Annotated in this window: 11 protein-coding genes; 8 read left to right on the top strand and 3 right to left on the bottom strand. The window is 62.9% G+C overall.

Annotation, left to right across the window (positions count from 1 at the left end):
• Positions 1 to 129: 129 nt before the first annotated feature.
• Both rhaI and ACIQUG_RS17760 read right to left on the bottom strand, forming a co-directional pair.
• Positions 130 to 1,425: an L-rhamnose catabolism isomerase gene (rhaI, locus tag ACIQUG_RS17765; RefSeq protein WP_402323361.1), complete on the bottom strand. Its 1,296-nt coding sequence runs from the start codon at positions 1,423 to 1,425 to the stop codon at positions 130 to 132.
• A gap of 14 nt (positions 1,426 to 1,439) precedes the next feature.
• On the bottom strand, positions 1,440 to 3,539 hold the full coding sequence (locus tag ACIQUG_RS17760; protein ID WP_402323360.1) for a bifunctional rhamnulose-1-phosphate aldolase/short-chain dehydrogenase: 2,100 nt from the start codon (positions 3,537 to 3,539) through the stop codon (positions 1,440 to 1,442).
• A gap of 202 nt (positions 3,540 to 3,741) precedes the next feature.
• Between ACIQUG_RS17760 and ACIQUG_RS17755 the strand changes: the two genes are divergently transcribed.
• From ACIQUG_RS17755 to ACIQUG_RS17725, 7 genes are all read left to right on the top strand, one after another.
• Complete coding sequence (locus ACIQUG_RS17755) at positions 3,742 to 4,554, top strand: DeoR/GlpR family DNA-binding transcription regulator (protein WP_065774466.1); 813 nt, start codon at positions 3,742 to 3,744, stop codon at positions 4,552 to 4,554.
• Positions 4,555 to 4,669: 115 nt separating this feature from the next.
• Entirely contained in the window at positions 4,670 to 5,659 is a 990-nt protein-coding gene (rhaS, locus tag ACIQUG_RS17750; protein WP_043613083.1) for a rhamnose ABC transporter substrate-binding protein, read from the top strand.
• Positions 5,660 to 5,915: 256 nt separating this feature from the next.
• Positions 5,916 to 7,412, top strand: a complete 1,497-nt coding sequence (locus ACIQUG_RS17745; RefSeq protein ID WP_402323359.1) for a sugar ABC transporter ATP-binding protein — start codon at positions 5,916 to 5,918, stop codon at positions 7,410 to 7,412.
• Positions 7,409 to 8,389, top strand: coding sequence for an ABC transporter permease (locus ACIQUG_RS17740; protein ID WP_402323358.1), 981 nt, complete (start codon positions 7,409 to 7,411; stop codon positions 8,387 to 8,389). The genes ACIQUG_RS17745 and ACIQUG_RS17740 overlap by 4 nt, the downstream gene beginning before the upstream one ends.
• Positions 8,389 to 9,393 (top strand): ABC transporter permease, encoded by a 1,005-nt coding sequence (locus ACIQUG_RS17735; protein WP_402323357.1) that lies wholly within the window; start codon positions 8,389 to 8,391, stop codon positions 9,391 to 9,393. Before ACIQUG_RS17740 ends, ACIQUG_RS17735 begins: the two co-directional genes overlap by 1 nt.
• Positions 9,394 to 9,400: 7 nt before the next feature.
• Complete coding sequence (gene rhaM / locus ACIQUG_RS17730; protein ID WP_402323356.1) at positions 9,401 to 9,715, top strand: L-rhamnose mutarotase; 315 nt, start codon at positions 9,401 to 9,403, stop codon at positions 9,713 to 9,715.
• 4 nt (positions 9,716 to 9,719) lie between these two features.
• Positions 9,720 to 11,108 (top strand): FGGY-family carbohydrate kinase, encoded by a 1,389-nt coding sequence (locus ACIQUG_RS17725; protein WP_402323355.1) that lies wholly within the window; start codon positions 9,720 to 9,722, stop codon positions 11,106 to 11,108.
• Between the two features lie 36 nt (positions 11,109 to 11,144).
• Here ACIQUG_RS17725 and ACIQUG_RS17720 read toward each other — a convergent pair whose 3' ends face one another.
• Positions 11,145 to 11,402, bottom strand: coding sequence for a hypothetical protein (locus tag ACIQUG_RS17720; RefSeq protein ID WP_402323354.1), 258 nt, complete (start codon positions 11,400 to 11,402; stop codon positions 11,145 to 11,147).
• A 394-nt stretch (positions 11,403 to 11,796) separates the two neighbouring features.
• Between ACIQUG_RS17720 and ACIQUG_RS17715 the strand changes: the two genes are divergently transcribed.
• A complete protein-coding gene (locus ACIQUG_RS17715; protein WP_402323353.1) occupies positions 11,797 to 13,413 on the top strand; it encodes a globin-coupled sensor protein in 1,617 nt (538 codons plus the stop codon).
• The last annotated feature ends 23 nt before the right edge of the window (positions 13,414 to 13,436 follow it).

Below are 13,436 nucleotides of genomic sequence, written 5' to 3'. Positions count from 1 at the left end.
AAGGGAAAGATAGATCAGGAATTGAAATCAGATAGGGGGCAATTTCATCGCGCAGCGATTTTTTGAGCTGTCGAGGGTGGGATGCGGCGCCGGGCCTCAAATGTCAGCCCGGTGCCGCTTGGTTCAGGGTTAGACGATACCGCCCCCGCCGCCGGCAACTGCCGGGCGCTCAGCCGCGACTTTCGCGCGGTAACCGCTCTTGCGGTAGGTCGCAACAGGTGCGATTGCGCCGCCGCTGTCGAGCCGCGCCATTGCGAGGATCGGCTCGACATCGGTGCGGAAGGCTACCTTCAGCGTCTCGCTCGCCATCAGCGCATCGTTGTCGTCCTGGTAGCCTGCGAGCGCCGGGCGGTCGACGATCAGCGCCTGGGCATAGGCGCGGCAGACCTCGGTGGCGCTCGTCGTCAGGCTTTCGATCGGGTCGGTGACGTTGTGGCTCTGGTCGAGCATATGCGCCGGCTGGAACCCCTTGGCCTTGCGGGTCTCCGCATCCACGAGCTCGTTGAAGACGAGGAACAGCCGGTAGGGGTCGATCGAGCCGGTGTCGAGATCGTCGTCACCGTACTTCGAATCGTTGAAGTGGAAACCGCCAAGCTTGCCGAACTGGATGAGGCGGGCGACGATCATCTCGATATTGACGTTCGGCGCATGGTGGCCGAGATCGACGAGGCAGAAGGCCTTGGGGCCGAGTTCCTGGGCGATCAGGTAGTTGCTGCCCCAGTCCTGGACGACGGTCGAGTAGAAGGCCGGCTCGAACATCTTGTGTTCGGTGTAGACGCGCCAGTCCTCCGGCAGCGCCGCATAGACCGCTTTCATCGCATCGAGATAACGCTCGAAAGCGCGGGTGAAGTTGCTCTGGCCGGGGAAGTTGGAGCCGTCGCCGACCCAGACCGTCAGCGCCCTGGAGCCGAGCTGCCGGCCGATCTCAATGCATTCGAGGTTGTGCTCCACCGCTTGGGCGCGCGTGGCGGCGTCGGCATGCGACAGCGAGCCGTACTTGTAGGAATGTTCCTGGCCCGGCGCATCGGAGAAGGTGTTGGAGTTCATTGCATCGAAGCCGAGGCCGAGCGACGTGCCCTTTTCTCTCAGTTCGGAAATGTCGCTCACCTTGTCCCAGGGGATATGCAGCGACACGGCCGGCGTCGCCCGCGTCAGTTGCTGGATGACGGCGCAATCTTCGAGCTTGTCGAAGATGTTGCGCGGCTCGCCCTTGCCGGGGAAGCGGGCAAAGCGCGTGCCGCCGGTGCCGACACCCCAGGAAGGAACGGCAACGCCGTAGGCGGCGACCTTGCGCTTGATCTCGTCGATCGCGATGCCGCGCCGGTTGAGCCTCTCGCCGAGGCTCTCATAATCCCGGCGAAGTGCACTGAGCCGGCTTTCGTTCTCGGCCTCGACCGTCGCCTGGCTGATCATGGTGGTCGTCATGAAACTCTCCTCGATCAGCGGGTAAACGACTGGGCGTTGCCTGCGTCGACATTGATGATGTTGCCGGTCGATTTCGCCGACATGTCGGAGGAAAGGAAATAGATCGCCTCGGCGATATCCTCGGGAAAGACGCTGAGCTTCAGCATCGAGCGTTCGCGATAATGCGCCTCCAGGTCGTCGACATCCATCTTGTAGGCGGCGGCGCGCTGTTCCTTCCATTCGCTGGTCCAGATCTTCGAGCCGCGCAGCACCGCGTCCGGATTGACGACGTTGACGCGGATCTGTGCGGCAGCACCTTCCAGTGCGAGGCAGCGGGCGAGGTGGATTTCGGCGGCCTTCGCGGTGCAATAGGCCGACGCGCCGGGGGAGGCGGCAAGGCCGTTCTTGGAGGCGACGAAGACGACGTTGCCGCCGGCCTTCTGCTGGCGGAAGATGCGGAAGGCTTCTCGCGAGACGAGGAAATAGCCTGTCGTCAGGATGTCGATGTTCTTGGTCCAGAGCGCCAACGTCGTGTCCTCGATCGCAGCGGACGAGGCGAGGCCGGCATTGGAAACGAGGATATCGAGGCCGCCGAAGGCGAGCAGCGCGTCGGCAAAGCCGCCCTCGACCGCCGTCTCGCTGGTAACGTTCATGCTGACGGAGCGGACGAAATCCTTGCCGTAGCGCTTGGAGAGTTCGCCTTCGGCCGCCGCAAGCGCGGTCTCGTCGATATCGGCGAGCACGACGCAGGCGCCCTCCTGCATCAGCCGGTTGGCCGTCGCCTTGCCGATGCCGCCGGCGCCGCCGGTGACGAGCGCGATCCGGCCGGCGAGGCTCTTCGGCTTCGGCATGCGCTGCAGCTTTGCTTCCTCAAGCAGCCAGTATTCGATGTCGAAGGCTTCCTGTTCCGGCAGGCCGACATAGGTGGAGACGCCGGAGGCGCCGCGCATGACGTTGATGGCGTTGACATAGAATTCGCCAGAGATGCGGGCGGTCGCCTTGTCCTTGGCAAAGGTGATCATGCCGACGCCGGGCACGAGATAGACCACTGCATTCGGATCGCGCATCGCCGGGCTGTCGGCATGTTTGCAGCGCTCGTAATAGGCGGCGTAGTCGGCGCGATAGGCGGCGATCGCTTCCGGCAGCGCTGCCAGCGTCTTGTCGGCATCGGGGCTGGCCGGGTCGAAATCGACCACCAGCGGCCGGATCTTGGTGCGCAGGAAGTGGTCGGGGCAGCTCGTGCCGAGGGCGGCCAGCGGCTTCAGATCCTTCGACGTGACGAAATCGAGCACGGCCTGGCTGTCGTCGAAATGGCCGACCTTCTTCTCGTCGGCGCTGATCAGGCCGCGGATGACGGGCATCAGCTTGCGCGCAACGTCGGCGCGGGCCGCCGCGTCGAGCGCGGGCTTCACCGCACCGCCAAAGGCAGGCCTGGCGTTTTCGGCCTCGAACCAGGCAATCGCCTTGTTGATGATCTCGACCGTGGTCTCGTAGGCTTCCTTCGCCGTGTCGCCCCAGGTGAAGAGGCCATGGCTTTCAAGCACGACACCGCGCGCCCTGGGATTTTCCAGGCAGAATTTTTCGAGCCACAGGCCGAGTTCGTAGCCCGGGCGCTTCCAAGGCAGCCAGCCGATGTCGTCGCCATAAATCTTTGCGGTCAGTTCACGGCTGTTCTTGGCCGCGGCGATCGCGATGATCGCATCGGGGTGCATGTGGTCGACATGCTTTTTCGGCACATAGGCATGCAGGGGCGTATCGATCGAGGCGGCGCGCGGATTGAGGTTGAAGGTGCAATGCGGCAGGTAGCCGACCATCTCGTCTTCGAACGCGACGCCGCGATAGATGGACTTCAGTGCATTGAGCTTGTCCATATAGAGCGTGGCAAAGCCGTCGAGCTTGATCGTGCCGACGTCGCCGCCCGAACCCTTGACCCAGAGAACCTCGACCGTGCCGCCCCCAAGCGGGTCCTTCTCCATGACCTTGGCCGAGGTGTTGCCGCCGCCGTAATTGGTGATGCGTTTGTCGGAGCCGAGCAGGTTGGAGCGATAGAGCAGGCGCTCGGATTCGCTCATGCCGGCAGCCTTTGCCTCGTCCCAAAGGTTTGCAAGTCGCGCACCCTGCTGCTTGTCGAGCATCTCGAATTCCTCCCGGTCTGATGTCGCGCGGCTTGGCGACCGCGCAGAGATGTGGTTGGCATCAGATCACAGGACTTGAGCGTTAAAGTCAATCAAAAACGATCAAGTTCGCGCATACTGCGCTGCACAATGAAAAAATATGATTGTTTGTGATTGACAATGGTCGATCGTGATGGAAGCATGAACGCCATCGGAGGAACGCATGCACGAGAAAGAACGACACCGGATCATTCAGTCGGCGGTTCAGGAAAAACCCGTTGTCACCGTCCAGGAACTGGTCGATCTGACCGATAGTTCCGAGGCGACGATCCGGCGCGATATTGCAGCTCTCCACGTGCAGAAGAAGCTGCGCCGGGTGCGCGGCGGCGCCGAGGCGATCAATCCGCCGCAATTCGTCGGGCTCGCCGGCCGGCCGTTCAAGGTCAACGAAGGCCTGCATGCCCGGGAGAAGCAGGCGATCGCCAAGGAGGCGGTGGCGCTCTGCGAGGACGGTGAGCCGATCATCATCAACGGTGGCACCACCACCTTTCAGATGGTGCATTTCCTCAGCAATCGGCGGATGCAGGTTTTCACCAATTCCTTTCCGATCGCCGAGCATCTTCTGAAGCACTCGAAGAATACGGTGATGCTGTCGGGCGGCACGATCTACCGCGAGCAGAACATCATCCTCAGCCCCTTCGACAATGACGTGACGCGCAATTTCTATGCGCGCCGCATGTTCATGGGGGCGCAGGGCCTCGGCCCGCTCGGCCTGATGGAGGCGGATCCGCTGTTGATCCAGGCGGAGCAGAAACTGATCGACCAGGCCGACGAACTCGTCGTGCTGGTCGACTCCTCGAAATTTCACAAGCGTTCCAGCCTGATCCTGTGCGGATTGAAGCGGATCGCCACTGTCATCACGGATTCGGGCATCGAGGACAGGCATGCCGCGATGCTCGAAAATGCCGGCGTGCGGCTGGTCGTTGCCAGCTCGAGAGCCGGCGCAGATGCGGAGAACATGTCCTCGTCCGCCTGAGGCAGGCGAGGAGAGGGGAAGGTGACGCTCACGACCGGAGGGGCCGGGGCATCGCCAATGGAGGAAATCGCGCCGGTGACGCTTGTCGCGTGCCGGTCATTGGGAGGAAATGAGCATGAAGATCCTGAAGTCACTGATGGTCACGGCCGCCGTTTCGCTGGCGCTGATGGCCAATGCCGCGCATGCGGAGAACAAGAAGATCGCGCTCGTGGTCAAGGCGCTCGGCATCGGCTTCTTCGAAGCCGCCAACAAGGGCGCGCAGGAAGCTGCCAAGGAACTGGGCGACGTCGAGGTGATCTACACCGGCCCGACGACGACGACCGCCGAAGGCCAGATCGAGGTGATCAACTCGCTGATCGCCCAGAAGGTTGATGCCATCGCCGTTTCCGCCAACGACACCGACGCCCTCGTTCCGGCGCTGAAGAAGGCGATGGATCGCGGCATCAAGGTCATCTCCTGGGACTCGGGCGTCGCCAAGGATGGCCGCCTGATGCACCTCAACCCGTCGTCGAGCCCACTGATCGGCAACATGATCATCAAGCTCGCCGCCGACAACCTGCCTGAAGGCGGCGACGTCGCAGTGCTGTCGGCAACGGCGACCTCGACCAACCAGAACACCTGGATCGCCGAGATGAAGAAGGTTGAGGGCAACTACAAGGGCATCAATGTCGTCGCGACCGTCTACGGCGACGACCTCGCCGACAAGTCCTACCGCGAAACGCAAGGCCTCATTCAGTCCTATCCGAACCTGAAGGCGATCATCGCGCCGACCTCTGTCGGCATCGTCGCAGCCGCCCAGGCCGTCACCGACGCCGGCAAGATCGGCCAGATCAACGTCACCGGCCTCGGCCTTCCCTCGGAAATGGCCGGCCACGTGAAGTCGGGCGCCTCCAAGTCCTTCGCAATCTGGAACCCGATCGACCTCGGGTACTCCGCAACGATGATTGCCTACGACCTGATCAACGGTGCCGAAGCCAAGCCCGGCGCGGAACTGAAGATGGGCCGCATGGGTGCCGTCAAGCTCGACGACAACAACGAAGGCGCGATGGCCGACCCGTTCGTCTACGATGCCAAGAATGTCGAGGAATTCGCCAAGATCTTCTGATCCGGCGAAAGCCCCTCATCCGGCTGCCGGCACCTTCTCCCCGTTCGACGGGGAGAAGGGACAAGCGGCAACGGTTTGCCCCCTTCCCGACGAGGAGGGAAGAGTGCGGCATACTCGTTCCCTGTCTCCGTCGGCGGAGAGAGGGCAGGGTGAGGGGTAACCTCGCGCGGCGTAACCGTCGCCTCGACAAGCTTTGCATAATCGAAACGACTGAATGGTGGACTGTCTCTTGCTGCAGGATACGCTCACATCGCGGATGAAGCCCGCAATCGCGCTCGAGGGGATTTCGAAGTCCTTTCCCGGCGTGAAGGCGCTCTCCGATGTTTCGCTGGCGCTCTATCCAGGATCGGTGACCGCGCTGATCGGCGAAAACGGAGCCGGAAAATCGACGCTGGTGAAGATCCTGACCGGAATCTACCAGCCGGACGAGGGCACGATCTCCGTCAGTGACCAGGAGGTTCATTTCCCGACGGCGCTTGCGGCCGCCCGCGCCGGCGTCACCGCGATCCACCAGGAAACCGTGCTCTTCGACGAGCTTTCGGTCGCCGAGAACATCTTTCTCGGCCACGCTCCGCGCAATCGCTTCGGGCTGATCGACTGGAAGAAGCTCAATGCCGATGCACGCGCTCTGCTTGCGCGGGCCGGCGCCGATCTCGATCCGACCATCCGCCTGCGCGATCTCGGCATCGCCAAGAAGCATCTGGTCGCGATCGCCCGCGCGCTGTCGATCGATGCGCAGGTGGTGATCATGGATGAGCCGACGGCGGCGCTGTCGCACAAGGAAATCCACGAACTCTATGCCCTCGTCGAACGGCTGAAGGCAGACGGCAAGGCGATCCTGTTCATCAGCCACAAGTTCGATGAGATCTTCCGCATCGCCGACCGCTACACGGTGTTTCGCGACGGAACGATGGTCGACGAAGGGCTGATCGCCGATGTCGGCCAGGACGAACTGGTGCGCCTCATGGTCGGCCGCGCCGTCGGCTCGGTCTACCCGAAGAAGGACGTGGCGATCGGTGAACCGGTGTTGACCGTTTCGGGCTATCGCCATCCGACCGAATTCGAGGACATCAACTTCGAGCTTCGCCGCGGAGAGATCCTCGGTTTCTACGGCCTCGTCGGCGCTGGCCGTTCCGAATTCATGCAGTCGATGATCGGCGTCACCCGGCCATCGGCCGGCGCCGTCCGGCTCGATGGCGAGGTGCTGGTGATCCGCAGCCCGTCTGAAGCGATCCGGGCTGGTATCGTCTATGTGCCGGAAGAGCGCGGCCGCCAGGGTGCGATCATCGGCCTGCCGATCTTCCAGAACGTCACCTTGCCCTCGCTGTCGCGCACCTCGCGCTCAGGCTTTCTGAAACTCGCCAACGAGTTCGCGCTCGCCCGCGAGTACACCGCGCGCCTCGACCTGCGCGCCGCCTCGCTCGATCAGGACGTCGGCACGCTTTCGGGGGGCAACCAGCAGAAGGTGGTCATCGCCAAGTGGCTGGCGACGAAGCCGAAGGTGATCATCCTCGACGAGCCGACCAAGGGCATCGACATCGGCTCCAAGGCAGCGGTCCACGCCTTCATGAGCGAACTGGCCGCACAGGGCCTCAGCGTCATCATGGTCTCCTCGGAAATCCCGGAGATCATGGGCATGTCTGATCGCGTCATCGTCATGCGCGAGGGGCGGATCGCCGGGCGCTTCGAGCGCGCGGATCTGACGGCGGAAAAGCTGGTGCGTGCCGCTGCCGGCATTCAGGAGGCCGCGTGATGGCAAACATCCTCAGGAACCGCGAACTGTTGCTGGTCGGCGCGATCGCCGTGCTGCTGGCGCTGATCACCTGGCGTTTCCCACCCTTCGTCGCGCCCGCGAACCTCGCACGCGTCTATAACGACACGTCGATCCTGATCATTCTGGGGCTTGGCCAGATGGCGGTGATCCTGACACGCTGCATCGATCTCTCGATGGCCGCCAACCTCGCGCTCTCGGGCATGGTGGCGGCAATGCTGAACGCCGCCTTTCCGGGGCTGCCGATCCCGCTGATCATCCTTGCGGCGGTCGCGCTCGGCACGCTGCTCGGCATGATCAACGGCGCGCTCGTCTGGAAGCTCGACATTCCGCCGATCGTCGTAACCCTCGGCACGCTCACCATCTATCGCGGCATGATCTTTCTCCTGAGTGGCGGCAAGTGGATCAACGCCCACCAGATGAGCGACGCCTTCAAGGCCTTGCCGCGCGACGAACTCCTTGGTTTCCCGGTTCTCTCCTGGCTCTCGCTGGTGATGATCGCGCTCGTCTTCCTGCTGATGAGCCGCACGGCGCTCGGACGTGCCCTCTATGCGGTCGGCGGCAATCCGCATGCGGCGGTCTATACCGGCATCGATGTCGGCCGCACCCGCTTCTTTGCCTATTGCCTTTCGGGCGCGCTCGCCGGGCTCTCGGGTTATCTTTGGGTATCGCGTTATGCCGTCGCCTATGTCGATATTGCCGCCGGCTTCGAGCTCGATATCATCGCTGCCTGCGTCATCGGCGGCATATCGATTGCCGGTGGTATCGGCACGGTGGCAGGCGCGGTGCTCGGTGCGCTGTTCCTCGGCGTGATCAAGAACGCGCTACCGGTCATCAACATCTCGCCCTTCGCCCAGTTGGCGATTTCGGGCATGGTCATCATCATTGCCGTTGCCGTCAACGCCCGCGCCGAGCGGCGCAAGGGCCGCGTCATCTTGAGAAAGGCGGAGGCTGTCTGATGGCCGAGACCCACCTTACCCCACGGCATACTCCCGACCGACTGGAAGGCCGCGGCGCGCGGTTGCTGAAGAGTTGGGAAAGCCTGCTGCTCGTCGTTGCCTGCCTCATCTTCCTCGGAAACTCGCTGGCCTCGCCCTATTTCCTCGACCCGTGGAACCTTTCGGACGCGACCTTCAACTTCACCGAAAAGGCGATGATTGCCTTCGCCATGGCGCTGGTGATCATTTCCGGCGAGATCGATCTGTCGGTGGCCTCGATCATCGCGCTCGCCTCGACGGCGATGGGCTATGCCGTCCAGCTCGGTTTCGATACGCCGGCGCTGGTGGTGATCGGCCTCTCCGTCGGGCTCATTTGCGGGGCGATCAACGGCTTGTTGATTACCGGTCTCGGGCTGCCGTCGATCGTGGTGACGATCGGCACCATGAGCCTTTTCCGCGGCCTCTCCTTCATCATTCTCGGCGACCAGGCTTTCACCGGTTATCCCGACAGCTTCTCCTGGTTCGGCCAAGGCTATGTCTGGTGGGTGTTCTCCTTCGAGTTCACGCTCTTCGTTGCCCTTGCGGTCGTCTATGGTGTTTTCCTGCACAAGACCAATTTCGGCCGTGCGGTCTATGCCATCGGCAACAACCAGACGGCAGCACTCTTCTCCGGCATCCGCGTTGCGCGCATCAAGTTCATACTATTCCTTTTGACCGGGCTGATGGCCGGGCTTGCCTCGATCTGCCTGACTTCGCGGCTCGGGTCGACGCGCCCGTCGATCGCGCTCGGCTGGGAGCTCGAAGTGGTGACGATGGTGGTGCTCGGCGGCGTCAACATTCTCGGCGGCTCCGGCACCATCCCCGGCGTCGTGCTGGCCGCCCTGATCATGGGCATGGTGACCTTCGGCTTCGGCCTGCTCAACGTGCCGGGCATCGTCATGTCGATTTTCATCGGCCTGCTGCTGATCTCGGTGATCGCGCTCCCCATTCTCTGGCGGCGCGCGCGCCAGCGTCTCGCACATTGAGGATTCGATGGAAAAATACGCGTTCCGTATGCGCCTGAACCCGGGTATGGCCGCCGAATATAAGGCACGGCACGATGCCATCTGGCCGGAACTGGCCGCCCTGCTGAAGGAGGCCGGCGTCTCCGACTACTCCATCCATCTGGACGAGGAGACCGATCTGCTTTTCGGCGTGCTCTGGCGCACGGACGACCATCGCATGGTCGAGCTGCCGTCCCATCCCATCATGCAGAGATGGTGGGCCTACATGGCCGACATCATGGAAACCCATGGCGATAACGAGCCGGTGGCGGTGCCGCTCAAGACCGTCTTTCATATGGAATGATCGCATGCGGGTTGTTGGCGTTATCGATATCGGCAAGACCAATGCCAAGGTCGCAGCTGTTGATCTCGACCGTTTCGAGGAGATCGCCGTCCGCAAGACGGCGAATGCGGTGCTGACCGATGGTCCTTATCCGCATTTCGATGTCGAACGTCTCTGGGCCTTCCTGCTCGAAAGCCTCGCAGCACTCCATGCCGAACACGCCTTCGAGGCGATCTCGATCACCACCCATGGCGCGACCGCCGTCGTGCTCGATGCATCAGGCAATCTGGCGCTTCCGGTGCTTGACTATGAGCACGCCGGCCCCGACAGCCTCGCCGCCGAGTATGATAAAGTCAGGCCGCCCTTTTCCGAGACCGGTTCCGCGCGCCTGCCGATGGGGCTCAATGTCGGCGCACAACTCTATTGGCAGCAGAAGACATTTCCCGACGCCTTCGCCAGGGTCGCCTCGATCCTCACCTATGCGCAATATTGGACCTATCGGCTGACCGGCACGCTCTGCAACGAACTGACCTCGCTCGGCTGCCACACGGATCTCTGGAACCCGCGGGCCGGCACGTTCTCGACCCTGGTCGAACGCCAGGGGTGGGCGCCTCTTTTCGCACCGGTCTTGAAGGCTCGCGATATCGCCGGTGCTCTGCGGCCGGAGCTATGTGCTGCAACGGGCATCGCATCGGGGACCCCGGTCCATTGCGGCATTCACGATTCCAACGCCTCGCTGTTGCCGCATCTGCTGACGCGGGCCGCGCCCTTCTCGGTGGTCTCCACCGGGACCTGGGTGGTGATGCTCGCGGTAGGCGCCGAGGCGAAGGCGCTCGACGAACACCGCGACACGCTTGTAAACGTCAACGCGCTTGGCGATCCCGTACCCTCCGCCCGCTTCATGGGTGGTCGCGCCTTCCAGCTTCTGTTGGGGGAGGGGGCGGTCCCCGTGTCGCCGGAAACGGAAGAGGCCGTGGCCACCGCCTGCCACATGCTGCTGCCGTCCATTCCCGAGGGTTCCGGTCCCTTTCCCGCCGCAAAGGCGATCTGGACGACGGACGAAGAGGAGTTTGACCCGGCCGAACGTTTCGTCGTTGTCTCGTTCCACCTGGCGCTGATGACGGCCACCTGTCTCGGCCTGATCGGAGCCCGCGGCGACATCGTCGTCGAAGGGCCCTTTGCTTCCAATGGGACCTATCTGCGCATGCTTTCTGCCGCGACCGGCCGGCCGGTCTTTGCCGATCCCCACAATATCACGGGGACAAGCCTCGGTGCTGCGTGTCTCGTTAAGGGATCCGCGGTCAGGACCGGGGTCGAGCCGCTGGCCGGCGAGATCAAGAAGAGCTTCGCCGCCTATGCGCAGGCATGGCAAAAGGCGACGCAGGACCATGTGGGCAAAGAAAAGCGGCCGTAGAACATCCGTCCCCGGCCGCAGAGATGCCTGGTTGTGTCAGTAAGAGACGGGCTGAAGCCCGATCAAAACACAGAACTGCGCTTTGCCGACCGGTTGTGCTCGATGTTGAGAACGATCGATACTGCCATCATTGTCAGGATTGCTGTGAGTGCGGCGCCAATGCCAAGAACAATCATTGTTCGTTTCCTGTAAGCGCATCGTCATGATGTCGCTTTGCGTGATGCGAAGGTTTCTTCGCGCATGCAGCGCCCACTTCACTTTCGCTTCGATACGCGAGCGCAAGTCGAAGTACAATTCTAAACTCTTGTGATTGAGAACCTGTTGGTTTCAGGGGCGTTTATTACAGTTTTGTTGCAGCGCAAAAATAGCGCGCGAAAACACCCTGTGAATTTTAGTGATTCCGATTAGAGGCGAGGGACCGTTAACCTTCAAGCAAGGAATTAACCATAAACATGGTCCCACACGTCGGAATGGGATAATTCACAAGTCTCCTCAAGGCATGATGCCGCCCCGCCGTACCGGTTCCGGTCCGGTATCCATTCTTCACCGAATCTACTTGCGGGATGAACGACAGCAGACGCTTTTCGGCGGAGGCTGATCTCATCGATGTGGCGTGCACGTCCGGTGGACCGTGGCCCTCCCTGATGCTCCCCAGGCAAATTCCGAACGTGCACACCGGGGATCAGCGTTGAGGCAGGAAGCATCGTCAGAACAGGCAAAAAAGGGCCAGGCAGGCAGCCTGCTGGAGCGCCTGCGCTTTGCCGGGCTCGATGACGAGAGCTGCAACCGCGTCCGCGATCACAGGCAAAAGCTTTCTCCCCGGATCGATCAGGCGCTTCGCGACCTCTTCCAGCGTCTCCAGACCTATCCCGACGCCGCCCGCCATTTCGACAGCGACCGCCAGATCGATCGCCTCCAGGATCTTCAGTCGTCGCACTGGAACGTGCTGACCGACGCACGCTTTGACGGGCTCTATGCCGAGCGCATCAAGGTGCTCGCAGACACCGCAAGCCGCATGGGCCTCGACCCGCGCTGGCAGATGGCAAGCCATGCCGTCGTACTCGAACATCTCATCGTCGGGCTCATCGAAGACGCTTGGCCTCGATCTTTCCTGCCGATGGGCAAGGCGCGCCGCCGCGAACTTTGCGACCTCGTCGCCGCTCTGGTGCGCACGACCTTCGTCGACAGCGAGATCGGCGTTTCGCTCCGCTTCAACGCTCTCCGCCAGCAGCATCAGCGGCAGCTCGCCGAGCAGCGCAGCGCCGACGAACAGGAAGTGAAGGCGCTTTTCGGCGACTTTGCCGAAGGCGTGAGCCAGGGCGATCTCGGCGCGCGGCTGCCGGAAACGGCCGTCGAAGCCTATCAGCCGATCGTCGCGAGCCTGAATGCTGCGCTTGAACAGATCCAGCAAAGCCTTCAGGCGTCCGATCAGCGCAACCAGGCCGCCGGGGCCCTCGTCGACCGCATGCGCGATGGCGCAACCGCCTTCTCGGGCAAGGCGAGCGCTGAAGCCGAAGCGCTTTCCGGGCAGCTTGCCATGCTCTCCGACATGGCCGGACGCATGGCGACCGGCTCGGGCCGGATCAGCGCCACGGAGACGAAGACCAACGAGACCCGCCTCGCCGTCGAGCGCAGTGGCGAAATCGCCGGCCAGGCGATCACCGCCATGGCCGACATCGAGGCTTCGGCTGAAAAGATCGGCCAGATCATCGGCGTCATCGACGAGATCGCCTTCCAGACCAACCTTCTGGCGCTCAACGCCGGAATCGAAGCGGCGCGCGCCGGCGACAGCGGTCGCGGTTTTGCCGTCGTTGCCCAGGAAGTACGCGCGCTGGCGCAGCGCTCCGGCGAAGCGGCGCGCGAAATCAAGCAGCTCGTTTCCGGCACCAAGGCGCAGGTCGAGACCGGCGTCGAGATCGTCGGCCGCACCCAGGACGCAATCAGCAGCATTGTCGAGCAGGTGACGTCGATCAATTCCGCCGTCTCCGGCATCGCCCGCGAGGCGGAGCAGCAGGTCGGCGACCTCCGCGGCGTTGCCAGCGAAATCGGCACGATCTCCAGGGGCGTCGAGGCAAGTGCCGCGCTCGCCGGCGATACCGTCCGCTCGTCGGACGATCTTCACACAGTCATCGTCGAACTCGGCGAGACCATCCGTCAGTTCCGCTTGGAGCGCCGCCATCCGGTTGCGCAGGCACGCATCGGTCGCGAGCCCTTCCGTCACGCATCGGCCGCCGTTGCCGACGAGCCGGCCGCACCGCTGTTTGACGACGGGCTGCAGCGGCAGCTCGCCGGTTGGCAGCGCTGATTATTAGGGCAGTAGAGAGTTAG

Origin of the sequence: Ensifer sp. NPDC090286, from assembly GCF_044769565.1 — a bacterium.
Taxonomy (GTDB): Bacteria; Pseudomonadota; Alphaproteobacteria; order Rhizobiales; family Rhizobiaceae; genus Ensifer.
This window is presented reverse-complemented; position numbering and strand designations above follow the sequence as displayed.

Excerpts from the sequence above, each read along its gene's own strand:
- rhaI (WP_402323361.1), bottom strand. The coding sequence starts at position 1,425 with ATGACGACCACCATGATCAGCCAGGCGACGGTCGAGGCCGAGAACGAA.
- ACIQUG_RS17760 (WP_402323360.1), bottom strand. The coding sequence starts at position 3,539 with ATGCTCGACAAGCAGCAGGGTGCGCGACTTGCAAACCTTTGGGACGAG.
- ACIQUG_RS17755 (WP_065774466.1), top strand. The coding sequence starts at position 3,742 with ATGCACGAGAAAGAACGACACCGGATCATTCAGTCGGCGGTTCAGGAA.
- rhaS (WP_043613083.1), top strand. The coding sequence starts at position 4,670 with ATGAAGATCCTGAAGTCACTGATGGTCACGGCCGCCGTTTCGCTGGCG.
- ACIQUG_RS17745 (WP_402323359.1), top strand. The coding sequence starts at position 5,916 with ATGAAGCCCGCAATCGCGCTCGAGGGGATTTCGAAGTCCTTTCCCGGC.
- ACIQUG_RS17735 (WP_402323357.1), top strand. The coding sequence starts at position 8,389 with ATGGCCGAGACCCACCTTACCCCACGGCATACTCCCGACCGACTGGAA.
- rhaM (WP_402323356.1), top strand. The coding sequence starts at position 9,401 with ATGGAAAAATACGCGTTCCGTATGCGCCTGAACCCGGGTATGGCCGCC.
- ACIQUG_RS17725 (WP_402323355.1), top strand. The coding sequence starts at position 9,720 with ATGCGGGTTGTTGGCGTTATCGATATCGGCAAGACCAATGCCAAGGTC.